This is a genomic window from Streptomyces sp. NBC_00016 (genome assembly GCF_045040885.1).
Classification (GTDB): Bacteria; Actinomycetota; Actinomycetes; order Streptomycetales; family Streptomycetaceae; genus Streptomyces; species Streptomyces coriariae.
Genome location: NZ_CP108304.1, coordinates 3,041,099 through 3,064,931 on the forward strand (window position 1 = coordinate 3,041,099; position 23,833 = coordinate 3,064,931).

17 protein-coding genes are annotated in these 23,833 nt (G+C 72.1%); 6 read left to right on the forward strand and 11 right to left on the reverse strand.

What is annotated here, in order from left to right:
• The first annotated feature begins 187 nt into the window (after positions 1-187).
• Complete coding sequence (locus OG933_RS13250; protein ID WP_405627216.1) at positions 188-3,070, forward strand: glycoside hydrolase family 3 C-terminal domain-containing protein; 2,883 nt, start codon at positions 188-190, stop codon at positions 3,068-3,070.
• A gap of 97 nt (positions 3,071-3,167) precedes the next feature.
• Here OG933_RS13250 and OG933_RS13255 read toward each other — a convergent pair whose 3' ends face one another.
• From OG933_RS13255 to gabT, 3 genes are all read right to left on the reverse strand, one after another.
• Positions 3,168-4,613 carry an aldehyde dehydrogenase family protein gene (locus tag OG933_RS13255; RefSeq protein WP_327185338.1) on the reverse strand — a complete coding sequence of 482 codons (1,446 nt, stop codon included), beginning with the start codon at positions 4,611-4,613 and terminating at the stop codon, positions 3,168-3,170.
• Positions 4,614-4,652: 39 nt separating this feature from the next.
• Positions 4,653-5,420 carry a phosphatase PAP2 family protein gene (locus tag OG933_RS13260; protein WP_405627218.1) on the reverse strand — a complete coding sequence of 256 codons (768 nt, stop codon included), beginning with the start codon at positions 5,418-5,420 and terminating at the stop codon, positions 4,653-4,655.
• Between the two features lie 465 nt (positions 5,421-5,885).
• The gene (gene gabT, locus OG933_RS13265) at positions 5,886-7,220 is read right to left on the reverse strand and encodes a 4-aminobutyrate--2-oxoglutarate transaminase (protein ID WP_327185336.1); all 1,335 of its coding nucleotides are present in this window, start codon (positions 7,218-7,220) and stop codon (positions 5,886-5,888) included.
• A gap of 237 nt (positions 7,221-7,457) precedes the next feature.
• Here gabT and OG933_RS13270 point away from each other — a divergent pair, with 237 nt between their 5' ends.
• Positions 7,458-9,839, forward strand: coding sequence for an ATP/GTP-binding protein (locus tag OG933_RS13270; RefSeq protein ID WP_405627219.1), 2,382 nt, complete (start codon positions 7,458-7,460; stop codon positions 9,837-9,839).
• Between the two features lie 104 nt (positions 9,840-9,943).
• A complete protein-coding gene (locus OG933_RS13275) occupies positions 9,944-11,572 on the forward strand; it encodes a PucR family transcriptional regulator (protein ID WP_405627220.1) in 1,629 nt (542 codons plus the stop codon).
• Positions 11,573-11,777: 205 nt separating this feature from the next.
• Here the strand turns inward: OG933_RS13275 and OG933_RS13280 are convergent, their stop codons facing one another.
• The 7 genes from OG933_RS13280 to OG933_RS13310 form a co-directional block, all read right to left on the reverse strand.
• On the reverse strand, positions 11,778-12,230 hold the full coding sequence (locus tag OG933_RS13280; RefSeq protein WP_362527581.1) for a hypothetical protein: 453 nt from the start codon (positions 12,228-12,230) through the stop codon (positions 11,778-11,780).
• Positions 12,231-12,382: 152 nt separating this feature from the next.
• Positions 12,383-13,801 (reverse strand): NAD(P)/FAD-dependent oxidoreductase, encoded by a 1,419-nt coding sequence (locus OG933_RS13285; RefSeq protein ID WP_405627222.1) that lies wholly within the window; start codon positions 13,799-13,801, stop codon positions 12,383-12,385.
• A 23-nt stretch (positions 13,802-13,824) separates the two neighbouring features.
• Positions 13,825-14,631 (reverse strand): ABC transporter permease, encoded by an 807-nt coding sequence (locus OG933_RS13290; protein ID WP_054239690.1) that lies wholly within the window; start codon positions 14,629-14,631, stop codon positions 13,825-13,827.
• The gene (locus tag OG933_RS13295) at positions 14,632-15,561 is read right to left on the reverse strand and encodes an ABC transporter permease (protein WP_020128655.1); all 930 of its coding nucleotides are present in this window, start codon (positions 15,559-15,561) and stop codon (positions 14,632-14,634) included.
• Positions 15,561-16,712 (reverse strand): ABC transporter ATP-binding protein, encoded by a 1,152-nt coding sequence (locus OG933_RS13300; RefSeq protein WP_405627225.1) that lies wholly within the window; start codon positions 16,710-16,712, stop codon positions 15,561-15,563. The genes OG933_RS13295 and OG933_RS13300 overlap by 1 nt, the downstream gene beginning before the upstream one ends.
• Positions 16,713-16,717: 5 nt before the next feature.
• The gene (locus tag OG933_RS13305) at positions 16,718-17,965 is read right to left on the reverse strand and encodes a spermidine/putrescine ABC transporter substrate-binding protein (protein WP_267018200.1); all 1,248 of its coding nucleotides are present in this window, start codon (positions 17,963-17,965) and stop codon (positions 16,718-16,720) included.
• A gap of 56 nt (positions 17,966-18,021) precedes the next feature.
• On the reverse strand, positions 18,022-19,536 hold the full coding sequence (locus OG933_RS13310) for a gamma-aminobutyraldehyde dehydrogenase (protein ID WP_405627227.1): 1,515 nt from the start codon (positions 19,534-19,536) through the stop codon (positions 18,022-18,024).
• Between the two features lie 222 nt (positions 19,537-19,758).
• Between OG933_RS13310 and OG933_RS13315 the strand changes: the two genes are divergently transcribed.
• Positions 19,759-20,319 (forward strand): NADAR family protein, encoded by a 561-nt coding sequence (locus tag OG933_RS13315; RefSeq protein WP_405627229.1) that lies wholly within the window; start codon positions 19,759-19,761, stop codon positions 20,317-20,319.
• A gap of 384 nt (positions 20,320-20,703) precedes the next feature.
• Here OG933_RS13315 and OG933_RS13320 read toward each other — a convergent pair whose 3' ends face one another.
• A complete protein-coding gene (locus OG933_RS13320) occupies positions 20,704-21,666 on the reverse strand; it encodes a DUF4190 domain-containing protein (RefSeq protein ID WP_405627231.1) in 963 nt (320 codons plus the stop codon).
• Positions 21,667-21,960: 294 nt separating this feature from the next.
• Between OG933_RS13320 and OG933_RS13325 the strand changes: the two genes are divergently transcribed.
• Positions 21,961-23,097: an adenosine deaminase gene (locus tag OG933_RS13325; protein WP_020128661.1), complete on the forward strand. Its 1,137-nt coding sequence runs from the start codon at positions 21,961-21,963 to the stop codon at positions 23,095-23,097.
• A 26-nt stretch (positions 23,098-23,123) separates the two neighbouring features.
• A complete protein-coding gene (locus tag OG933_RS13330; RefSeq protein WP_362527606.1) occupies positions 23,124-23,810 on the forward strand; it encodes a glycerophosphodiester phosphodiesterase in 687 nt (228 codons plus the stop codon).
• Positions 23,811-23,833: the final 23 nt, after the last annotated feature.

Consider the following 23,833-nt stretch of genomic DNA (forward strand, 5'->3'; position numbering starts at 1 on the left):
GAGGTTAAGTGAACACCCTGGGGTGCACAAGGGTCGCTCCCAACATTCCTCCGAGGTATCAGGGGTGACCTCTCCGTATGTGCTGCTTGAAATAGCGGTGAAGTCCCCTTGACACCCGACCCACCGTCGAATGAGCATCGAAGCGCTTCGAAAGAGCCTCCCCGCTCCACCGCAAAGGGATCCCCACGTGACCGCACACACGCCGCCCACGCCGCCTTTCCGCGATCCGCAGCTGCCGTTCGCGAAGCGCATCGACGATCTGCTGTCCCGGCTGACCCCCGAGGAGAAGGTCTCCTTCCTGCACCAGTTCGCACCCGCCGTAGAGCGGCTCGGCATCGCCGCCTTCCGCACCGGCCAGGAGGCGCTGCACGGCGTCGCCTGGATGGGCCCGGCGACGGTGTTCCCGCAGGCCGTGGGACTGGGCGCGACCTGGAACACCGACCTGGTGCGCCGGGTCGGCGAGGCGGTGTCCAAGGAGGTCCGGGCGATGCGCGCCCGCGACGAGCGGGTGGGCCTGAACGTCTGGTCCCCCACCGTCAACCTGCTGCGCCACCCCCTGTGGGGCCGCAACGAGGAGGGCTACTCCGAGGACCCCCGGCTGACCTCCGCCATCGCCACCGCCTACACGCACGGTCTGCGCGGTGATCATCCGACGTACTGGCGCACGGCCCCGGTCCTCAAGCACTGGCTGGCCCACAACAACGAGACCGGCCGGGACGTCACCTCGTCCTCGGTCCGCCCGCGCGTGCTGCACGAGTACGATCTGCGCGCCTTCCGCGGATGCGTCGAGGCGGGCGCGGTGGCCGGGGTGATGCCGGCGTACAACCTGGTCAACGGCCGCCCCAACCATGTCTCGCCGTATCTGCGCGAGCATCTGCGCGCCTGGACCGACGAGGAGCTGCTGGTCTGCTCGGACGCGGGCGCGCCCTCCAACCTGGTGGACTCCGAGCACTACTTCGACACCCACGAGGAGGCGACGGCGGCCGCGCTCGTGGCCGGCGTGGACAGCTTCACCGACCACGGCACCGACAGCTCGAAGATCGTCGCGCGGGTCGAGGGGGCTCTGGAGCAGGGCCTGCTGACCCCGGCCGACGTCGACGCGGCGGTCCGCCGCCAGCTCTCGGTCCGCTTCCGGCTGGGCGAGTTCGACCCGCACTACGACCCGCACGCCGGCACCGGCGAGTTCGACTCCCCGGCCCATCGCACGCTCGCCGGGGAGGCCGCCGAGCAGGCGATCGTCCTGCTGCGCAACGACGGTGTGCTGCCCCTGGCCGCCGACACCCGGATCGCGGTGGTCGGCCTGCTCGCCGACGAGTGCAAGCTCGACTGGTACAGCGGCACGCTGCTGCACCGCTCCACCCCGCTGGAGGGCCTGTACGAGCGGTTCGGTGCCGAGCGCGTGGAGTTCGCGGAGGGCGTGGACCGGGTCCTGCTCAAGACCTCCGCGGGCACGTTCCTGAAGGTCCCCACCGCCCCCGAGGCCACCGACGAGGTGCGCGGCGCCGAGGGCGCCCTCGACCCGGCGCTGCTCGCGGGCCGCACCGATCTCCCGCCGCTGACCACGGACCCGACCGGTACGGAACTCGCGCTCGTCGACTGGGGCGAGGGCGTGCTGACCCTGCGCGCGCCCGACGGGCGCTACCTCTCCGTCGCCGAGGACGGCTACCTGCGCGCCTCCGCCGACCAGCCCGGCGGCTGGGTCGTCCAGGAGACGTTCCGCCTGGAACCGCGTGCGGACGCCGACGGGAACCCAGCCGGGAACACCCAAGGGAACGGTCACCTCCTGCTGCATCTGGGTACGGGTCGCCATGTCTGTGTCGCCGCCGACGGCGTCCGGGTTGCCGGGCCGGACGAGGAGAATCCCGAGGTCGTCGAGGTCATCGTCGTCGAATCCGGCGAGGACGCAGTGACCCGCGTCACTGCCGGGGCCGACGTGGTGGTGGTCGTGGCGGGCAACGACCCGCACATCAACGGCCGGGAGACCGAGGACCGCACCACGCTGCGGCTGCCGGCCCACCAGGAGCGGCTGCTGGCGGCCGCCCGGGCGGCGAACGCGCGCACGGTGCTGGCCCTGGTGTCGGCGTATCCGTACGCGATCGAGCCGGGCCCGCTGTCCGCGGTGCTGTGGACGGCGCACGGCGGCCAGGCCGCGGGCACCGCTCTCGCGCGGGTGCTGGCCGGTGACGTCTCCCCGGCCGGACGCCTCCCGCAGACCTGGTACGCAGGCGACGCCGATCTGCCCGACCTCCTCGACTACGACGTGATCGGCGCCCGTCAGACGTACCTCTACTTCGAGGGCACCCCGCTGTTCCCGTTCGGGCACGGCCTGTCGTACGCCTCGTTCTCCTACGCGGACCTGGCGGTGCGGATCGAGGAGGGCACGGCGCACGTCTCCTGCACGGTCACCAACACCGGGGATCTGACGGCCGACGAGGTCGCCCAGCTCTACACCCGTGCCGTGGACCCCTCGGTCACCCGGCCGCGCCGCGAGCTGCTGGACCACCGCCGTGTCACGCTCGCCCCGGGCGCGAGCGCGGAGCTCTCCTTCGACGTGCCGCTGTCCGCCTTCGCCTTCTGGGACGTGGCGCAGGGCCGGTGGCGTCTGGAGTCCGGCCCGTACGACCTGCTGGTCGGCGCGTCCAGCGCGGACGTCCGGCTGCGGACGACCGTCACGCTGGAGGGCGAACCGTCCGCCCCGCGCCCGGTCCGCCGACGCGGTCTGGAGGCCGCCGACTTCGACGAGCAGAGCGGCGTCGAGATCGTCGACCGGACGAAGGTGTCGGGCGACGCGGTGACGCCGGTGGCGGGCGGGACGGGCGAACTGATCTACCGGGCCTGCGACTTCGGCACCGGCACGACGGGCGTGACGGTGACGGCGGCCGGCTCGGGCACCGTGGAACTGTCGCTCGACGGCGGGCCGGTCCTGGCCACGCTGACGCTCGCCCCGCCCACGCCGGGACCGTACGACCACCTCACCGTCGACGCGGCCCTCACCGCCGGGGGCGTCCACGATCTGCGCATCGGACTGCGCGGCCCACTGCGGCTGGCGCATGTCGGCTTCTCCGGTTGAGGGTCCGGAGGAAGCCGGTACGAAGAAGGGGTCCGGCACCGGAAGGCATCGGTGCCGGACCCCTTCGGGGAGCCTATATGAAAATGGTTCCCATGAGCTAGAGGGCGAGTCCGGTGAGGACCAGCACCCGCTCGTACGTGTAGTCGTCCATCGCGAACCGCACGCCCTCGCGCCCCACGCCGGACTGCTTGGCACCGCCGTACGGCATCTGGTCGGCGCGGTAGGACGGCACGTCGCCGACGATGACACCGCCGACCTCCAGCGCGCGGTGGGCGCGGAAGGCGACCTGGACGTCGTGCGTGAACACGCCCGCCTGGAGGCCGTACTTGGAGGAGTTGACGGCGGCGAAGGCCTCGGCCTCGCCGTCCACCTTCGTCACGGTGAGGACCGGTCCGAAGACCTCCTCGCAGGCGAGGGTGGTGTCCGCCGGTACGTCGGTGAGGACGGTCGGCGCGTAGGAGGCGCCGTCGCGCTTGCCGCCCGCGAGGAGCGAGGCGCCCGCCGCGACGGCCTCGTCCACCCAGGTCTCGACGCGCTTGGCCGCGTCCTCGCTGACCAGCGGGCCCACGTCCGTCCTGTCGTCGGAGGGGTCGCCGGTGACCTGCGCCTCGACGGCGGCGACGATGCGCGGCAGCAGCCGGTCGTACACGGAGGCGTCCGCGATGACCCGCTGCACGGAGATGCAGGACTGGCCGCCCTGGTAGTTGGAGAAGGTCGCGATGCGGCCGGCGGCCCAGTCGAGGTCGGCGTCGCTCGCGAAGTCGCCGAGGACGACGGCCGCGCCGTTGCCGCCCAGCTCCAGGGTGCAGTGCTTGCGCGGCACCGAGTCCATGATCGCGTAGCCGACCTTCTCGGAGCCGGTGAAGGAGATGACCGGCAGCCGCTCGTCCTGGACGAGGGCGGGCATGCGGTCGTTGGAGACCGGCAGGATGCTCCAGGAGCCGGCCGGCAGCTCGGTCTCGGCGAGCAGGTCACCGATGATCAGGCCGGACAGCGGGGTTGCCGGGGCCGGCTTGAGGATGATCGGCGCGCCGGCCGCGATGGCCGGGGCGATCTTGTGGGCGCACAGGTTCAGCGGGAAGTTGAACGGCGCGATGCCGAGCACGACCCCCTTCGGGAAGCGCCGGGTGAGGGCGAGCCGCCCCTGGCCGCCGGCGTCGGTGTCGAGGCGCTGGGCCTCGCCGCCGTTGAACCGCCGGGCCTCCTCGGCGGCGAAGCGGAACACGGAGACGGCTCGGCCGACCTCGCCGCGCGCCCACTTGATCGGCTTGCCGTTCTCGGCAGAGATCAGCCGGGCGATCTCCTCGGTGCGCTCGACGAGCCGCTTGCTGACGTGGTCGAGGGCGGCGGCGCGCACATGGGCCGGGGTGGCGGCGAACTCGTCCCGCACGGCGTACGCGGCGGCCACGGCCTCCTCGACCTGCGCGTCCGTGGGCACGCTGACCTTGCCGACGAGACGGCCGTCCCACGGCGAGGTGACGTCGAAGCTGTCCTCGCCGGTGACCTGGCGGCCGGCCAGCCAGAAGGCGTGGGTGGCCCCCACATTCTTTTCCTGGGGCATTGCGAGTCCCGGCCCTTCCGCTTAGGGGGTGTCCTGTGGCTTTCGTGCTCCACGGTAGGGGCGGGAGGCCGAAGGGTCGCTTGTCCGAGTCGTACGGGTGGACGGCCGGGGTGCGCCGGTTTGGCACGGTCGCCCCGCTGCCGTCCGCAGCCGCTCCCGCGCCCGCCGCTCGCGTTCCAGGAGGAGCCACAGCGCACCGAGCAGCACCGCGCACAGACACCAGCTCGCCACGACGTCCAGCGGCCAGTGGTAGCCGCGCCTGACCAGCCCGAACGACACGGCCAGGACGAGCAGGGCGCTCGTCGCGAGGGTCAGCCGGCGGGCGGACGCGGTGCGCAGCCACGGCAGCAGGACCAGCGCCGCCGCACCGTAGGCGACGGCCGCCGTCGCCGTGTGCCCGGAGGGGTAGTAGCCGGTGGCCGGGGGCACGGCGGGCGTACCCGGGCGGTCGGTCCATATCTTCAGCGGGACGACGATCAGCGGCACCAGCACCATCACGGCGAGCGCGGCGAGGGACGGCACCCACCACCGCGCCCCGCCCGCCGCTCTCCCCCGCCACGCCGCATACCCGGCGACCAGCACCAGGACAGGCACCGCGACCTGTATCCCGCCCAGGTCGGCCAGCAGCTCGGAGGCCCGGTCGGGATGGACGAGGGCGCGGCTGAGGCGCTCGTCCGGGCGCAGCAGCGGGCCGTCGGCGGCGACCTGCCAGGTGATCAGCGCGAAGAGCAGGGCGGGCGGCAGGAGGCCGAGAACGGCGCGGGTGGGGCGGGACGGGCGGGACGGCATGGGCCCCAGCTTGTCAGGGGTGGCCGGACGGCGGAAAAGGAACCCGGATCGAAAGCCCGGATCGAAAAAAGACCCCGGATCGGATCCGGGGTCTGCTTTTCCGTGGTCTGCACCAGAGAAGGAGGTCGGCCACCCCGGAACAGGGGGGGGTGGTTCCGGGGTGGCCGTCCGGACCGGAGTGCCGGCCGCCCCGGGGGGTTTGGGGCGGGCGGCCGTCCGATCGGTGTGGAGATCCGAAGCCGGAAGCTCCGGTTGTGTGCGCGAGGGCACGACCAGGTCGAAGCTGGGGAGGCCCCGGCCTGGATCCGTCCACAGTCCCCTGTGGACGGGGTGTATCTCTCATCTGGTGAGAACCTACGGCAGAGGCAGGCGGTACGACAGGCCGAATCCCGTCCCGCCATCCTCCTCGCACACCTTCTTCACACGCTCTGCGGCCGATGGGAATCAGCTGTGCGGTGCCTGGGCTCAGATGCGCGCGAAAGCCTGCTCGATGATGTCGAGGCCCTCGTTGAGCAGGTCCTCGCCGATGACCAGCGGCGGCAGGAAGCGCAGCACGTTGCCGTAGGTGCCACAGGTCAGGACCAGCAGGCCCTCCTGGTGGCAGGCCTTGGCCAGCGCGCCGGTCGCCTCGGGGTTCGGCTCCTTCGTCGTCCGGTCCTTGACCAGCTCGATCGCGATCATCGCGCCACGTCCGCGGATGTCGCCGATGATCTCGAACTTCTCCGCCATGGCGGCGAGGCGGCCCTTCATGACGGCCTCGATGTGCTTCGCCCGGGCGTTGAGGTCGAGCTCCTTCATCGTCTCGATGGCACCGAGCGCGCCCGCGCAGGCGACCGGGTTGCCGCCGTAGGTGCCGCCCAGGCCGCCCGCGTGCGCGGCGTCCATGATCTCGGCGCGGCCGGTCACCGCGGCGAGCGGCAGACCGCCCGCGATGCCCTTCGCCGTCGTGATCAGGTCCGGGACGATGCCCTCGTCCTCGCAGGCGAACCACTGGCCGGTGCGGCAGAAGCCGGACTGGATCTCGTCGGCCACGAAGACGATGCCGTTGTCGGACGCGAACTTGCTGATGGCCGGAAGGAAGCCCTTGGCGGGCTCGATGAAGCCGCCCTCGCCGAGCACCGGCTCGATGATGATCGCGGCCACGTTGTCCGCGCCGACCTGCTTGGTGATCTCGTCGATCGCCTGCGCGGCGGCCTCGGAGCCGGCGTTCTCGGCGCCGGTGGGCCAGCGGTAGCCGTAGGCGACCGGGACGCGGTAGACCTCGGGCGCGAACGGGCCGAAGCCGTGCTTGTACGGCATGTTCTTCGCCGTCAGCGCCATGGTGAGGTTGGTGCGGCCGTGGTAGCCGTGGTCGAAGACGACGACCGCCTGCCGCTTGGTGTACGAACGCGCGATCTTGACGGCGTTCTCGACGGCCTCGGCACCGCTGTTGAACAGCGCGGACTTCTTGGCGTGGTCACCCGGGGTGAGCTCGGCGAGGGCCTCGGCCACCGCCACGTAGCCCTCGTAGGGGGTGACCATGAAACAGGTGTGGGTGAAGTCGGCGAGCTGGGCGGTGGCCCGGCGCACCACGGCCTCGGCCGAGGCGCCGACGGACGTCACGGCGATGCCGGAGCCGAAGTCGATCAGGCGGTTGCCGTCGACGTCCTCGATGATGCCGCCGCCCGCGCGCGTGGTGAAGACGGGGAGCACCGAACCGACACCGGCCGCGACCGCGGCGGTACGGCGGGCCTGGAGTTCCTGCGACTTCGGGCCGGGGATGGCGGTGACGACGCGGCGCTCCTGCGGAAGGGCGGTCATGAGGGGCTCCTGGGGTTTTGCGGACACTTTCGTTCTTTTCTCGCAGGCTAGGACGGGGAGTGGAGGGTGGGCATGCTCCATGTGGGCGGTGTCGGCGGGGCGGCTTGTCCGTCATGGACAGTGCCGCCGGACGGTGATCGTCACAGGCCCGGCCGCGTAAGCGGTGAACTCCCCTTGCGGGCGCGTTAGATTGACTCGCTGATGGTGGACGGAACGGCTGGTCAGGGGGCAGGGGCGATGGACAGCGACGGGACGCAGGACGCGCGGGGTACGCAGGCGAATCCCGTGCCGCGCCCGGCGGGGCCGGCGCGGCCGCCGTCGACGCCACCGCGGCCGGACCGGGCGCCGGGCGTACCGCCTGCCCCCGGGCACTCCCCGCGGGCCGCGTCCGCCGTCGCCGACTGGCTCGACGAGGCGCGCCCCACGGCCGGGACGGGGATCTGGCGCTTCGGGTACCGGCCGCCGAAAGCGGCCCGGGCGACGGAGCGGCTCGCGCCGGTGACGGTGGTCGGCATGCTGGTCCCGCTGGTGGTCGCGCTGGTCCTGTGGTCGCTGTGGCGCCGGGGCGGCCTGCCGTACCAGTTCACCCTGCTGCGGCTGTTCACCCCGGACGACTGGTGGTGGGGCGGCACGATCGCGTCCCCGAAGTCCATGGAGGGCGCCGAGGCGCGGGTGGTCTACGACGGCCTGTTCTTCGCCGTCCTCGTCTGCGCGATGGGCCGGCTGGGCAGCTGGGCGCACGCCGTGCGGCACTTCGTGGGCCGCCGTCCGCAGCCCGCGCGGGCTCTCGTCGCCCTGCTGGGCGCGCTCGCCACCCTCAGCTTCGTCTTCCCCGGCGCCTTCGGGGTCGGCTGGGACTCCCTGCCCGTCATCGACCCGCTGTTCTCACTGATCGTCCTGATCTCCGGCAGCTACGAGCTGTTCGCCTCCCCCCTGTTCACGAACGCGCTGTACACGGTCATCACGCTGCTGGTGGTGTGGCCGTTCGCGAAGGTCGGCGGCTGGTGGCCGTACGTGCAGGAACGACTCGCCGCCCGGCGGGCCGAGCCCGGCCGGGCCGTGCCCGCGGCCGAGCTGCCGCGCGCCCAGTGGCCCGAGCTGCGGGACGCGGGGCAGTACGAGGCGGCCGAGCTGCTGACCGCCGAGGTCGCCGCCGGCCGGATGAACGACGTGGACTGCGCACGCGTGCGACGGGCCTGGACGGCGGGGATCGCGGACTTCCGGGACACCGTGCTGCGCCATGGCGGGGCGGCCTGGACCCACCCCTCCGGCGCCCGCGACCTGCCCCGGCGCACCGCGCGCCACGATCTGCTCACCGGGCAGGTGCGGGTCGGCCGCTGGGTCGCCGCCGAACGCACCCCGGTCAGCTATCACGACGCGGGCGCCGCGCTCGGCCCGGACGTGCTGGGCACCTCGCTGCTCGCGGTCGGGCCGTCCGGATCGGGCAAGACCCGGACTTTGGTCGAGCCGCTGACCGAGGCGCTGGCCCTTCAGGCGCTCACCGGGGCGTGCGCCGTCGTCGCGGTGTCGTCGCCCGGGGGCGGCCCGCTCGGCTCCGACTCCGCGTTCGACGTGATCGTCGGGATCGGAGACCCCTCCTCCGTGCACGACCTGGACCCGTACGCGGAGTCCGAGGACCCGGACGAGGCGGCCTCGATCCTCGCCGAGGCGCTGGTCGGCGACCTCGACACGGTGAGCGGCCAGAGCGCGACCACGGCGCTCGCCCAGGTGCTGGGCCCCTACCGGAGCGCGCACGGGTGCTTCCCCACGCTGCCCGAGCTGCGCGAGCTCCTGGAGGGCGAACCGGCCGCGCTGTCCGCGCTGCGGGAGGCCGTGGCCGGCGACGAGGTGATGCGCCGTGAGCTGGAGGCGCGGGTCCGGCAGACGGGGGCCCCGGGCGACGCGGGCCGGGCCCTCGCCGACCGGCTGGCGCTGCTCGACCGTCCGGTGTTCGCGGAGTTCTTCGGCGGCGGCAGCAACGCACACCGGGCGTTCTCGCTGCGCGCCGTCGCCCACCACCCGCTGCGGGTCCGCGTCGACCTGCCCGAGCGCGGTCACGAGGAGGCCTCCCGGCTGATCACCCGGCTGGTCCTCGCCCAGTTCCACACCGTCGTACGGGAGCGGCGCGACCACTTCGCCTGTCTTGTCCTGGACGACGCGACGGGAACGGTCACCGAGGGGTCGGTGCGCCGGCTCCAGCGGCTGCGCTCGCAGAACGCGGGCGTGGTGCTCGCCCTGCGCTCCGTCGGCGACGTCCCGGAGGCGCTGCACGGTCCGCTGTACGGGGCCGTCGGCTGCCGGATGGCGTTCTCCGGCATCACCACCTGGGACGGCAGCCGGTTCGCGCAGACCTGGGGCACCGAGTGGGTGGAGACCACCGAGGTCGCCCAGCACACCGTCTTCGCCGACCAGCCGATGACCCGCGCCATCCACGCCCTGCGCAAGCTCGTCACCGGCAAGGCGGTGACCACGGACGCGGTGACCGTGCGCCAGGTGGAGCGGGAGCGGTGGTCGGCGTCCCGGCTGGCGCACGAGGTGCCGCCCGGCCACGCGGTGCTGTCCCTGTCCGATGTGCGGGGCGAGCACGCGCCACCGCTGCTGGTGGACCTGCGGGGCTGAAGACGCGTCCACGGTCCGTACAGTGAGGCAGAATCGGGAGAGACCGTTCATACGCGGCGGCCAAAAGATCACGCCGCCGATGACTCCCCCGACCTGAAGGCCCCATGCCCCCCACGCTCGCCTCGCTCGTCCACCACTCGGCGCTGAAACTGACCGTGCGGGCCGGCGAGGACCGTCTGGACGTGCCGGTGCGCTGGGCGCACGTCAGCGAGCTCGCGGACCCCGTGCCGTACATGGAGGGCGGGGAGCTGCTGCTGATCACCGCGCTCAAGCTGGACGCCGAGGACCCGGAGGCCATGCGGCGCTATGTGCGGCGGCTGGCCAAGGCCGGGGTGGTCGGGCTCGGCTTCGCCGTCGGCGTCAACTACGAGGACATCCCGAAGGCCCTCGTGGACGCGGCCGAGGAGGAGGGCCTGCCCCTGCTGGAGGTGCCGCGCCGCACGCCCTTCCTCGCCATCAGCAAGGCGGTGTCGGCGGCGATCGCGGCCGACCAGTACCGGGCGGTCACGGCAGGGTTCGCGGCCCAGCGCGAGCTGACGAAGCAGGCGCTGACGGACGGCCCGCAGGGGCTGCTCCGCGCGCTCGCCGCGCAGGTCGACGGGTGGGCGGCCCTGTACGACGCCTCGGGTGCCGTCGTGGGAGCCGCGCCGGAGTGGGCGGGCCGGCGGGCGGGGCGGCTCACGGCGGAGGTGGAGCGGCTGCGGGAGCGGCCGGCCCCGGCCTCCGCGGTGGTGGGCGGCGGCGGGGGTCCGGAGCGCTCCGGACCCGACGACCGGCACGACGACCGGGTCGAGCTGCACTCGCTGGGCACCGGCCGGCGCCCGCGCGCCGCGCTCGCGGTCGGCACCGCCTCCGCTCTCGGCACCGCCGAGCGGTACGCCGTCCACTCGGCCATCGCGCTGCTCACCCTGACCACCGAACGCTCGCGCTCGCTGCACGCGGCGCAGCAGCGGATCGGCGCGGCGGTGCTGGGCATGCTGCTGGCGGGCGAACCGGACCACGCGCGGGCCGTCGCCGGGGACCTGTACGGCGGGCTGCTCGACGCCCCGTTCCGGGTGATCGTCGCCGACGCGACGCCGGCGCCGGCCGCGGCCGACGGGGGCGGCGACCCCTTCGACGGGCTCACCGAGGTCGTCGAGTCGGCGGCCGCCCGGGCCGGGGAGGCCGTGCTGGTGGTGCCCGAGGGCGACCGGCTGGTGGCCCTGGTCGCGGACGGGGGCGCGGCCGCGGAGGCGTGCGCGCGGTACACGGCCTCGCTGGAGAATGCGCGGGCGGCCGGGGGCGCCGGACCCGAGTCCGGCGACGAGGACGGACTCGTCGTGGGCCTGTCCGCGCCGGCCGGGCCGATCGCGGCGGCGGCGGCGTACAAGCAGGCCGAGCAGGCGCTGTCCGTCGCGCGGCGCCGGGGCCGGGTCTTCGTGGAGCACGAGCAGCTCGCGGCGGGTTCCGTGCTGCCCCTTCTCGCGGACGACGCGGTGAAGGCGTTCGCGGACGGCCTGCTGCGCGCCCTGCACGAACACGACGCGACCGGCCGCGGCGACCTCGTGGCCTCCCTGCGGGCCTGGCTCTCCCGCCACGGCCAGTGGGACGCGGCGGCGGCCGACCTGGGCGTCCACCGGCACACCCTGCGCTACCGGATGCGGCGGGTGGAGGAGATCCTCGGACGTTCCCTGGACGACCCGGATGTCCGGATGGAGCTGTGGCTGGCGCTGAAGACGACGTCGACGGACTAGGCAAGCGGCGCGGCGCCGAGCAGCCGGTCCCGCGCCGGAGGCGGAGGCGGAGGCGGAGGCGTCCGCGTCGGCCGCACGGGCCATCGGCCGCACGGGCGGCCGACGTGAAAAGGGGTCTGCCGTGCCTCCCGGCCCGGGGGAGGTGGAGGCGCGCCGGCCCCGACCCGGTCGGTGGCCGGGTACCGCGGCGGAGGTGTCCGGTCGGTCAGCCGCTCTCTCCGCCGGCCAGGCCCGCCGCCGCCTCGTGCATCGCCAGTTCGAGCAGGGCCGGATCGGTCAGGGTGCCGGAGCCGTCCGGCGGGACCAGCCAGCGGACACCCCGGGTCGAGCGGCCCGGATAGGGCACGACGATCCAGGTGCCGGCCCCCGCCGTACGGATACCGGTGCCGAGCCAGCGGGCGGCCGTGCCGGGCGCCACGAAGAAGCCCATGCGGTTGTCTCCGAAGTCGACCAGCACGGGGCCCGGCCGATGCAGGATCCGGGTGAGCACGTCGAGGGTGGGATAGCCGAGCTCGCCCGGCAGGATGAGTACGTCCCAGGCCTTGCCCGCGGGCAGCAGCGCCACCCCCAGGGGGTTGCGCTCCCACTCCCAGCGGCATGCCTCGGGATCCGGTGCGACGGATGCCAGCCATTCGACAGCCGTCTTCGCCCCAGCCATGAGAAGACCTCCCTTTCCCTCGTGGACGCGGTCGCGTCACGAGGGAGAGGGAGGTCCCCGGCGGGCATTACGCGGGTCGGGGCCACCCGTTGGGGTGAACCGGGTCACACCTCACCGGCATCGGCCGGCCGTCAGCCGTCAGCTCTCAGCCGTCAGCTGTCGAAGCCCAGCCCCAGCCGGTCCATCGTCTTCAGCCACAGGTTGCGCCGCCCGCCGTGCGCGTCGGCGCGGGCCAGCGACCATTTGGTGAGGGCGATGCCGGTCCAGGCGAAGGGCTCGGGCGGGAAGGGCAGCGGCTTCTTGCGGACCATCTCCAGCGACGTCCGCTCGGTGCTCTCCCCGGCCAGCAGGTCCAGCATCACCTCGGCCCCGAAGCGGGTGGCCCCGACACCCAGGCCGGTGTACCCGGCCGCGTACGCCACCTTCCCCTGGTGCGCGGTGCCGAAGAACGCCGAGAAGCGCGAGCACGTGTCGATCGCCCCGCCCCAGGCGTGGGTGAAGCGCACCCCCTCCAGCTGCGGGAAGCAGCCGAAGAAGTGCCCGGCGAGCTTGGCGTACGTCTCCGGCCGGTCGTCGTACTCGGCGCGCACCCGGCCCCCGTAGGGGTAGACCGCGTCGTACCCGCCCCACAGGATCCGGTTGTCGGCCGACAGCCGGAAGTAGTGGAACTGGTTGGCCGAGTCCCCGAGCCCCTGCCGGTTCTTCCACCCGATCGAGTCGAGCTGCTCGGCGCTCAGCGGTTCGGTCATCAGCGCGTAGTCGTAGACCGGGACGGTGTACGCCCGCACCCGCCGGACCAGGTTGGGGAAGATGTTGGTGCCGAGCGCGACCTGCCGGGCCCGCACCTGCCCGTAGGGGGTGCCCACGGCCATTCCGGCGCCGTAGGGCTTCAGCGACAGGGCGGGGGTGTGCTCGTAGACGCGGACGCCCAGCCGCATGCACGCCTGCTTCAGACCCCAGACGAGCTTGGCGGGATGGAGCATGGCGACGCCCCGGCGGTCGTACAGACCCGCCTGGAAGGTGGGCGAGGCGACCTGCTCGCGCACCGCGTCCGCGTCCAGGAACTCGAGCCCGTCGGCGAGACCCTTGCCTTCGAGCTCCTCGTACCAGTCGCGCAGTTCCCACGCCTGGTACGTCTCGGTGGCGACGTCGATCTCGCCGGTGCGCTCGAAGTCGCAGTCGATGCCGTGCCGGGCGATCGCCGCCTCGATCTCGTCGAGGTTGCGCATCCCCAGCTCCTCGAGCCGGTGGATGTCGTCCGGCCAGCGGGTGAGCCCGTTGGGCAGCCCGTGGGTGAGGGAGGCCGCGCAGAAGCCCCCGTTGCGGCCCGAGGCGGCCCAGCCCACCTCACGGCCCTCCAGCAGCACCACGTCCCGCTGCGGCTCGCGCTCCTTGGCGACGAGCGCGGTCCACAGTCCGCTGTAGCCGCCGCCGACGACCAGCAGGTCGCAGGTCTCGGGGCCGGTGAGCGCGGGTTCGGGGTGCGGCTTGCCGGGATCTTCCAGCCAGTACGGCACCGGCTGTGCGTCGGAAAGAGAAGTGATCCACCGGTTCATGGCGCTTGGGGCCATGATTTCAACTCCCTACAGGGCTTTTACGATGACGCCTTTTGCTTGTTGCGGCGATTTCCGATGACCATCGAGGTCAGTACGAACAGTACGGCGATGAGGAACATGGCCGTACCGATGACATTGATCTGAACGGGCGTTCCGCGCTGCGCCGAACCCCAGACGAACATGGGGAAGGTGACGGTGGAGCCCGCGTTGAAATTGGTGATGATGAAATCGTCGAAGGAGAGCGCGAAGGCGAGCAGCGCGCCCGCGGCGATTCCGGGGGCGGCGATGGGCAGTGTGACGCGCAGGAACGTCTGCGCCGGCCCGGCGTAGAGGTCCTGGGCGGCCTGCTCCAGGCGCGGGTCCATCGACATGACGCGTGCCTTCACCGCCGTCACGACGAAGCTGAGACAGAACATGATGTGCGCGATGAGGATCGTCCAGAACCCCAGCTGAGCACCCAGGTTGAGGAACAGGGTGAGCAGCGAGGCGGCCATCACGACCTCGGGCATCGCCATCGGCAGGAAGATCAGCGAGTTGACGGCGCCGCGCGCGCGGAAGCGGTAGCGGACGAGCGCGAAGGCGATCATCGTGCCGAGGGCGGTCGCGCCGATGGTCGCCCAGACGGCGATCTGGAGGCTGAGCGACAGCGACCCGCAGAGCCCGGCGACCCCGCACGGGTCCTTCCAGGCATCGGTGGAGAACTGCTGCCATTGGTAGTTGAAGCGCCCCTTCGGTTTATTGAAGGAGAACACCGTGACGACGACGTTGGGCAGCAGGAGATAAGCGAGCGTGAGAAGTCCCGCGATGACCACGAAATGGCGCTTGAGCCAGTTGACGAAGGGCATTTAGACCAGATCCTCCGTCCCGGACCTGCGGATGTAGAGAGTGACCATGAGCAGAATCGCGGCCATCAGGATGAAGGAGAGGGCCGCCGCCGTCGGATAGTCCAGGACCCGCAGGAACTGCGTCTGGATCACGTTTCCGATCATGCGGGTGTCCGTCGAGCCGAGGAGTTCCGCGTTGACGTAGTCGCCGGCCGCCGGGATGAAGGTCAGCAGCGTCCCGGAGACCACGCCCGGCATCGAGAGCGGGAAGGTGACCTTGCGGAAGGTGGTGACCGGCCTGGCGTACAGGTCCCCGGCCGCCTCGTGCAGCCGCCCGTCGATGCGCTCGAGCGAGGTGTAGAGCGGCAGGATCATGAAGGGCAGGAAGTTGTACGTCAGACCGCAGACCACCGCGAGCGGGGTGGCCAGCACCCGGTCGCCCGCGGTCCAGCCGAGCCAGCTGGTGACGTCGAGGACGTGCAGGGTGTTGAGGGCGCCGACGACCGGGCCGCCGTCCGCGAGGATCGTCTTCCAGGCGAGGGTGCGGATCAGGAAGCTGGTGAAGAAGGGCGCGATCACCAGGATCATGATCAGGTTCCGCCAGCGGCCGGCCCGGAAGGCGATCAGATAGGCCAGCGGGTAGCCGAGCACCAGGCACAGGATCGTCGCGGCGGCCGCGTAGAGGACCGAGCGCAGGAACTGCGGCCAGTACTCGCTCAGCGCGTCCCAGTAGGTCGCGAGGTGCCAGGTGACCTTGTAGCCCTCCTCCAGGGAGCCCGTCTGCACGGACGTGGAGGCCTGGTAGATCATCGGCAGCGCGAAGAACACGAACAGCCAGAGCAGACCGGGCAGCAGCAGCCAGTACGGCGTCCAGCGCCCGCGCTTGCGGGGCGGCTTCGCCGTCGGCGCCGTCGGGGACAGAGGCGGGGGCGCCTCGGTGAGCGTCGCCATCAGACCGCCGCCTCTTCCTGGATGCCGGCGTCGATGTCCTGGGCGGCGTCGAGGCCGAACGTGTGGGCGGGGCTCCAGTGCAGGACGACCTCGGCGCCGGGGGCGAGCCGGGCGTCCCGGTCGATGTTCTGGGCGTAGACCTCGAACTCGGGGCAGACCGAGCTGTCGATGACGTACTGGGTGGAGACGCCGATGAACGACGAGTTGGCGATGCGCCCGGTGATGCGGTTGCGGCCCTCGGGAATCTCACCGGCGTCGTCGGCGTGGGTGAGGGATATCTTCTCCGGGCGGATGCCGACCAGCACCTTGCCGCCGGTCGTCGTGGGCGCGGAGCAGCGCGACTCGGGCAGCACGAGTTTGCCGCCGCCCGCCTTCAGCACGATGTCGTCGCCGCTCTTGGTGTCGACCTCGGCCTCGATGAGGTTCGACGTGCCGAGGAAGTTGGCGACGAAGGTGGTGTTCGGGTTCTCGTAGAGGTCGGTCGGCGAGCCGAGCTGCTCGACCCGGCCCGCGTTCATCACGGCGACCGTGTCGGCCATGGTCATGGCCTCCTCCTGGTCGTGCGTGACGTGCACGAAGGTGATGCCGACCTCGGTCTGGATGCGCTTGAGCTCCAGCTGCATCTGACGGCGCAGCTTGAGGTCGAGGGCGCCGAGGGGCTCGTCGAGCAGCAGCACCTTGGGGGTGTTGATCAGCGCGCGGGCCACGGCGACGCGCTGCTGCTGGCCGCCGGAGAGCTGGTGCGGCTTCTTACGGGCCTGCTCGCCGAGTTGTACGAGCTCCAGCATGTCCTCGACCTGCTTCTTCACGCTCTTGATGCCGCGCCGGCGCAGACCGAAGGCGACGTTCTCGAAGATGTCGAGGTGCGGGAAGAGGGCGTAGGACTGGAAGACCGTGTTCACCGGGCGCTTGTACGGCGGGAGGGCCGTCACGTCCTGGTCGCCGAGGTGGACGGTCCCGGAGGAAGGTTCCTCCAGACCGGCGATCATGCGCAGGGTGGTGGTCTTGCCGCAGCCGGAGGCGCCGAGCAGGGCGAAGAAGGAGCCCTGCGGGACGGTCAGGTCGAGCGGGTGGACGGCGGCGAAGGAGCCGTAGGTCTTGCTGATGCCGGTCAGGCGGACGTCGCCGCTGCCGCTGTTGGTCGTCTTCATCGTCGTCACGCCCCAGTGAGCTTCGCGAACTTCGCCTCGTAGGCGGTCTCTTCCTTCGAGCTCAGCGAGCGGAAGGAGTGCGACTTCGCCTGCATGGCCTTGTCAGGGATGATCAGCGGGTTGTTCGCCGCATCCTCGTCGATCTTCGCCAGCGCGTCCTTCACGCCGTCCACCGGACAGACGTAGTTGATGTACGCGGCGAGTTCGGCGGCCGGCTCCGGCTCGTAGTAGTAGTCCATGAGCCGTTCGGCGTTCGTCTTGTGACGTGCCTTGTTGGGGATCAGCATGTTGTCGCTGGACGTCAGGTAGCCGCTGTCCGGGATGACGAAGTCGACGTCGGGACTGTCCGCCTTCAGCTGCACGACGTCACCGGCCCAGGCGATGCAGGCCGCGAAGTCGCCGCTGGTGATGTCGGAGGTGTAGTCGTTGCCGGTGAAGCGGCGGATCTGGCCGCTGTCGACGCCCTTCTGCAGACGGGCGATGGCGGCGTCGTAGTCGTCGTCGGTGAACTTCTCCGGGTCCTTGCCCATGTCCAGCAGCGTCATGCCCATGCTGTCGCGCATCTCGGTGAGGAAGCCGACGCGGCCCTTGAGCTTGGGGTTGTCGAGCAGGTCGGAGACCGACTTCACCTCGACGCCGTCGAGCGCCTTCTTGTTGTAGGCGATCACCGTGGAGATGCCCTGCCAGGGATACGAGTACGCCCGGCCCGGGTCCCAGTCGGGGCTGCGGAACTGGGCCGACAGGTTGGCGTAGGCGTGCGGCAGGTTGGACGGGTCCAGTTTCTGGACCCACCCGAGGCGGATGAGACGGGCGGCCAGCCAGTCGGTGAGGACGATGATGTCGCGGCCGGTGTCCTGGCCCGCGGCGAGCTGCGGCTTGATCTTGCCGAAGAACTCGTTGTTGTCGTTGATGTCCTCGGTGTACTTGACCTTGATGCCGGTGCGTTTCGTGAAGGCGTCGAGCGTCGGGTGGTGCTTGCCGCTGTCGTCGACGTCCATGTACTCGGTCCAGTTGGAGAAGCTGACGGTCTTCTCCTTGGCCGAGTGGTCGTCGGCGGCCGTGCCGCCCTCGGTCTTGCCGGCCGCGGGGATCCCGCAGGCGCTGAGCGCGCCGAGGCCGCCCAGCGCCAGGGCGCCTCCGGTGGAGGCGCGCAGCAGCGACCGGCGGGTCATGGCCGCCCTGCCGTTGCGGAGGCTGCGCCGCATGGCGGCCACTTGGGCCGGGCTGAGGCGGTCGGGCTCGTACTGCTCCATGCGCGTGGTGCCCTTTCGGGAGGGTCGGCCGTGGTCGGCGGCCGGTCGTAGTCGCTCTAACAGTCCCCGAAGATGGTGCGGTGCCAGGGCTTGCGGGCCACCGCCGTGTTATCGAACATAACGTGCTTTACCTGCGTGTACTCCTCGAACGAATACACCGACATGTCCTTGCCGAAGCCGGAGGACTTGTAGCCGCCGTGGGGCATCTCGCTGATGATCGGGATGTGGTCGTTGACCCACACACACCCGGCCTTGATCTCGCGCGTCGCCCGGTTCGCCCGGAAGACGTCCCGGCTCCACGCGGAGGCGGCCAGCCCGTACGGGGTGTCGTTGGCGAGCGCGATGCCCTCGTCGTCGCTGTCGAAGGGCAGCACCACCAGGACCGGGCCGAAGATCTCGGACTGCACGACCTCGCTGTCCTGCGCGGCGTCCGCGATCAGGGTGGGGCGATAGTACGCGCCGTCCTTGAGATCCCCCTGTGGAACCTCACCGCCGGTCACCACGCGCGCGTAGCCACGCGCCCGGTCGACGAAGGCGGCGACCCGGTCGCGCTGGACGTGCGAGACCAGCGGGCCGAGGTCGGTGCCAGGAGCGAAGGGATCACCGAGCCGGACGGTCTCCATCAGGGCGGCCGTCCGCTCGACGAACGCCTCGTAGAGGGGCCGCTGCACGTACGCGCGCGTGGCGGCCGTGCAGTCCTGCCCGGTGTTGATGAGCGACCCCGCGACCGCGCCGTTGGCCGCGGCCTCCAGGTCGGCGTCGTCGAAGACGACGAAGGGCGCCTTGCCGCCCAGCTCCAGGTGGAGCCGCTTGACGGTCGCGGTGGCGACCTCGGCCACGCGCTTGCCGACGGCCGTGGAGCCGGTGAAGGAGGTCATGGCGACGTCGGGATGCCCGACGAGACGCTCACCGGCCTCCTGTCCGGTCCCGGTGACGATGTTGACGACGCCGTCGGGGATGCCCGCCTGCGTCGCCGCCTGGGCGAAGAGCAGCGAGGTGAGCGGGGTCAGCTCGGCGGGCTTGAGCACGATGGTGTTGCCCGCCGCGATCGCCGGGAGGATCTTCCAGGCGGCCATCTGGAGGGGGTAGTTCCAGGGCGCGATGGAGCCTACGACGCCGATGGGTTCACGGCGGACGTAGGAGGTGTGGTCGCCTGAGTACTCACCGGCGGACTGGCCCGCGAGATGGCGGGCCGCGCCGGCGAAGAACGCGGTGTTGTCGATGGTGCCCGGCACGTCGAACTCGCGGGTCAGCTTCAGCGGCTTGCCGCACTGGAGGGACTCGGCGCGGGCGAACTCCTCGGCGCGGTCGGCGAGGACGGCGGCGAACCGGTGCAGCGCGTCGGAGCGCTCGCCCGGCGTGGTGCCGGCCCAGCCCGGGAAGGCGGCGCGGGCGGCGGCGACCGCCGCGTCGACGTCGTCGGCGCCGGCCAGCTCGTAGGTGAAGACCTCCTCGCCGGTGGCGGGGTCGATCACGGCGTGGGTCCGGCCGGATGTGCCGTGCCTGAGACGGCCCCCGATGTACTGAGCGCCGTCCGCGAATCGTTCCTGTGCGGGGAACCGGTCCTGCATGTCGCTCTCCTCCGCCTTCGCCCCGCTGTGCGCGGCGGCGGCTGGCGTAGCTCCAGCTTGATTTGATTGCCGATCCTGACAGAGCAAGGGCACTCCAACAAGTGATTCCGTTGTTGCCTTTTGGTTACGCGACGGAATCTGTCGACGGCGGGTCGACCAGGTGTCGAGTCGGGGCGGAAAAGGCGGGACGCACTGTCAGTGGCGCGTGCCAGACTCGCGTGCATGGAGAAGATCGACTGCCAGGAGGCCCTGGTCAGGCAGGTCCGGGCCGGGGCGAGGATCAAGTATCTGCATTTCTGGGGGCACCGGCCGCGGCCCGACGGCCGGCTGGGGTCGAGCTGCCTGAGCCAGTGGTGGCCGTCACCCTTCGTGGTCGACGGGGTCACCTACGCGACGGCCGAGCACTGGATGATGGCCGGCAAGGCCCGCCTCTTCGAGGACGCGGAAGCGGAGCGGCGGGCGCTGGCCGCGACCTCCCCCGCCCAGGCGAAGAAGGAGGGGCGGCTGGTGCGCGGCTTCGACGAGACGACCTGGCAGCGGGAGCGGTTCCGGATCGTGGTCGAGGGCAGCGTCCACAAGTTCGCCTCGCAGCCCGGACTGCGGGCGTTCCTGCTGAGCACGGGCGAGCGGGTGCTGGTGGAGGCGAGCCCCGTGGACCGCGTGTGGGGCATCGGCCTGGCGGCGGACGACGAGGCGGCGATGGATCCCCAGCGCTGGCGGGGGCCGAACCTGCTGGGCTTCGCGCTGATGGAGGCCCGGGAGAGAGTGCGGGCAGCGGCCTGAGGCACGGCTCCCGCCCGAGGCACCCCTGCTGCCTGCGGCGCGGGCGCTGCCTGGGCCGTAGCCACCTTGGGCGTCGCCGCTCAGCCCGAGGCGCCGCTGCTGCCTGAGCGTCACTGCCCGGCCTTGGCCTCCAGGCGGGCGCCCGCACCGCACGCACAGGACAGCGGCCTGGAAGCGGTGGCGTACGCGTACGCGGAGCTGCTCGGCCCGTTCGCCTCAGCTACCTGAGGCGCGGCCGCCCTGCGCGTCGCCGCTCAGCCCTGGTCGCCGCTGCGCCTACGCGTCTTTGCTGCCTGAGGCGCGGCTGCCTTGGCCGTCGCTGCTCGGCCTGAATCGCTGCTGCCTGAGGCGCGGCTGCCCGCCGCGCCCGCGGCTGCCTGGGCCTCAGGGCTGCACGATCAGCAGTACGCCCAGTCCGATCGCGAGCAGGATGCCCACGCTTCCGCAGATGATCCCGGCCAGCGCCTGACCGGGGTTCGAGGCCTCGCCCCGCCTGGCCTTCCCGCGCCCGACCGCGCCGAAGGTGATCCCGAGGATGCCGAGCACGACGGCCAGCGGCCACATGCAGAAGCCGACGGCCGAGACGATCCCGAGGACCATCCCGGCGATGCCCATGCCGTTGCTGTCCCCCGCCCCGCCGGGCCAGCCGTAGGGGCCCGGAGCGCCACCCCCGTAGGGGGGCCGGCCCGGGTAGCCGTAGCCGCCCGGATATCCGTACGGGACCTGTCCTGGCCCGTAGGGCGCGAGGGGCGGCGGCGGGACCGCCCCGCCCGCGCCGGGGGGAGCGAAGGGGTTGACGGGGTGGAACGGCGGGCCGCCGGCCGCCGCCGTGCCGGGGTGGGGCGGCGGGAAGGCGCCGAACGGGCCGTTCACGGGCGGGTTCCCGAAGGGGGTGGCCCAGGGCTGCGGGGTGACGTCCGCGGGCGGCGGGGGCACGCTGGGCAGCGCGGTGACCGTCCGCTGGTCGTGAACGGCCGGCGGCACCTGGTCCGAGGGGACGGAGGGAGAGCCGGAGGCGGGGGTCAGCGGTTCGTTCGCGGCGACGGTGTAACCGGCCCCGCTCTGCGCGCTGTCGCCGGGGGCGGCCCAGGGGTTCGACGCGGCCGGGGACCCGACGGAGCCGGCACCGTTTCCCGTCGTACCCGTGACGCCCGTCGCGCCCGTGACGCCCGTCGCGCCCGTGACGCCCGTCGTGCCGGTGATGCCTGCCGTGCCGGTGTCCGTGCTGCCCTTGTCCAACGGCACCTTGGGAGCCGCGTCCTGCGGACCGTCCGCCTCGTCGGAAGCGGGCGCGGGCCACGGGTCGTGGGCGGCGTCACCGGCCGGAGTCGGCGCGTCGTCGGACATGCGTGGATCCCCTCTGTCGCCCTCTGCCCCGCGTTCCGCCAGGCGTTCGGTCCCGCGCGTACCGTCACGCGCGTTCCCGCTTGCGTTCCGTAGTCCGTACACCGTTCCGCCCTGCGTACGTTCCGTCATGCTACGGCCCGCGGCCGGTGCGGTGGGCGGCGGTTCATGCCGCGAGCGAGGCCGACGGTCGTCTCCCGCCCACTCCGCCTACGATGATCCCGACTCATCGATCAGCCGATCACCCGCGTCCCGTCCGGCCCGCTCGGCCCGGGGCGCCGTCCCGGGGAGGACCCCATGACCGACCGCTTCGACGCATCCGCCGCCGCCCCCGGCTCCCCCGGCCCAGGCTCCCCCGTCTCCGGCGCACCCGCCGGTCCCACCGCTGCCGCCGCGGCCGGCGCCCGTGACGTGCACGCCTTCATCGCCGGGCTGCCCAAGGCCGAACTGCACGTCCATCACGTCGGCTCCGCCTCCCCCCGCATCGTCGCCGAGCTGGCCGCCCGGCACCCCGACTCCAAGGTGCCGACCGACCCCGAGGCCCTGGTCGACTACTTCACGTTCACCGACTTCGCCCACTTCATCGACGTGTACCTGTCCGTCGTGGACCTCATCCGCACCCCGGAGGACGTCCGGCTGCTGACGTACGAGGTCGCCCGGGACCTGGCCCGCCAGCAGGTGCGCTACGCCGAGCTGACCATCACCCCGTTCTCCTCGACCAGGCGCGGCATCGACGAACTCGCCTTCATGGACGCCATCGAGGACGCCCGCAAGGCGGCGGAGGCGGAGTTCGGGACCGTGCTGCGCTGGTGCTTCGACATCCCCGGTGAGGCCGGTCTCGAGGCCGCCGAGGAGACGACGCGACTCGCCACCGACGACCGGATCCGCCCCGAGGGGCTGGTCTCCTTCGGGCTGGGTGGGCCCGAGATCGGCGTACCGCGCCCGCAGTTCAAGCCCTACTTCGACCGGGCGATCGCCGCCGGGCTGCGATCGGTGCCGCACGCCGGCGAGACCACGGGACCGCAGACGGTGTGGGACGCGCTGACGCACCTGCGCGCCGAGCGCATCGGTCACGGCACCAGCTCCGCGCAGGACGAGAAGCTGCTCGCGCACCTCGCCGAGCACCGCATCGCCCTGGAGGTGTGCCCGACCTCGAACATCGCCACGCGCGCGGTCCGCACCCTCGACGAGCACCCGATCAAGGAGTTCGTGCGGGCCGGTGTACTGGTCACGATCAACTCCGACGACCCGCCCATGTTCGGCACCGACCTCGACAACGAGTACGCGGTCGCCGCCCGCCTCCTCGACCTCGACGAGCGGGGCCTCGCCGCCCTCGCCGTCAACGCGGTCGACGCGTCCTTCCTGGACGAGGCCGGCAAGGCACGCATCAGGGCCGAGATCGAGACCTACACGACGGGCCGGCTCGCCCCCTGAGGACCGTCGGCCGCCACAATGGGCCCATGCACAACGTGACTGCCGTGGCCCATCGTGGCGACCCCTATCGCTTCCGTGAGAACACCGTCGACTCGCTGCGTTCCGCGCTCGACCGGGGCGCGGACGCCGTCGAGTTCGACGTACGGCTCACCCGGGACGGCGTACCCGTCCTGCTGCACGACGAGACGTTGAAGCGGCTGTGGCAGCAGGACCGGCCGCTGCTGTCGCTGTCCGCCGCCGAGGTGCGCGGGCTGACGGCCGGCGGGGTGCCGACCCTCGCGGAGGCGCTCGCGGCGACCGAGGGCAGCAGGCTGATGCTCGACCTGCCGGGAACGCGGGACGTGCGCACGGCACGGCGGATCGTGGACGCCGTCCGCGAGGCCGGGGCGGCGGACCGGGCCTACTACTGCGCCGACGCCGGCGCGATGCTCGCCGTGCGCGCCGCCGATCCGTCCGCCGAGATCGCCCTGACCTGCACCAGCCTGGCGCCCCCGCGGCCCGCGCTGCTCGACGCGGTGAAGCCGCGCTGGCTCAACTACCGCTTCTCCCTGGTGGACCGGGAGCTGGCCGCCCGCGTGCACCACGACGGTTTTCTGCTCTCCGTCTGGACGCCCGACACCCGCCGTTCCATGCGCCGGCTCATCGACCTGGGCGTCGACTCCATCACCACCAACCGGATCGAGGTGCTGACGGCTCTGCGCAAGCAGGGCTGACCGCCCGGATCGTCGGCATCCTG

What these genes read in the sequence shown, in the direction of transcription:
- OG933_RS13260 (WP_405627218.1), bottom strand. Translation starts at nt 5,420, where the DNA reads ATGCCGTCCCGCCCGTCCCGCCCCACCCGCGCCGTTCTCGGCCTCCTG.
- OG933_RS13320 (WP_405627231.1), bottom strand. Translation starts at nt 21,666, where the DNA reads ATGTCCGACGACGCGCCGACTCCGGCCGGTGACGCCGCCCACGACCCG.
- OG933_RS13275 (WP_405627220.1), top strand. Translation starts at nt 9,944, where the DNA reads ATGCCCCCCACGCTCGCCTCGCTCGTCCACCACTCGGCGCTGAAACTG.
- OG933_RS13290 (WP_054239690.1), bottom strand. Translation starts at nt 14,631, where the DNA reads ATGCCCTTCGTCAACTGGCTCAAGCGCCATTTCGTGGTCATCGCGGGA.
- OG933_RS13300 (WP_405627225.1), bottom strand. Translation starts at nt 16,712, where the DNA reads ATGAAGACGACCAACAGCGGCAGCGGCGACGTCCGCCTGACCGGCATC.
- OG933_RS13315 (WP_405627229.1), top strand. Translation starts at nt 19,759, where the DNA reads ATGGAGAAGATCGACTGCCAGGAGGCCCTGGTCAGGCAGGTCCGGGCC.
- OG933_RS13325 (WP_020128661.1), top strand. Translation starts at nt 21,961, where the DNA reads ATGACCGACCGCTTCGACGCATCCGCCGCCGCCCCCGGCTCCCCCGGC.
- OG933_RS13295 (WP_020128655.1), bottom strand. Translation starts at nt 15,561, where the DNA reads ATGGCGACGCTCACCGAGGCGCCCCCGCCTCTGTCCCCGACGGCGCCG.
- OG933_RS13330 (WP_362527606.1), top strand. Translation starts at nt 23,124, where the DNA reads ATGCACAACGTGACTGCCGTGGCCCATCGTGGCGACCCCTATCGCTTC.
- OG933_RS13285 (WP_405627222.1), bottom strand. Translation starts at nt 13,801, where the DNA reads ATGGCCCCAAGCGCCATGAACCGGTGGATCACTTCTCTTTCCGACGCA.
- OG933_RS13270 (WP_405627219.1), top strand. Translation starts at nt 7,458, where the DNA reads ATGGACAGCGACGGGACGCAGGACGCGCGGGGTACGCAGGCGAATCCC.
- OG933_RS13310 (WP_405627227.1), bottom strand. Translation starts at nt 19,536, where the DNA reads ATGCAGGACCGGTTCCCCGCACAGGAACGATTCGCGGACGGCGCTCAG.
- OG933_RS13305 (WP_267018200.1), bottom strand. Translation starts at nt 17,965, where the DNA reads ATGGAGCAGTACGAGCCCGACCGCCTCAGCCCGGCCCAAGTGGCCGCC.
- gabT (WP_327185336.1), bottom strand. Translation starts at nt 7,220, where the DNA reads ATGACCGCCCTTCCGCAGGAGCGCCGCGTCGTCACCGCCATCCCCGGC.
- OG933_RS13280 (WP_362527581.1), bottom strand. Translation starts at nt 12,230, where the DNA reads ATGGCTGGGGCGAAGACGGCTGTCGAATGGCTGGCATCCGTCGCACCG.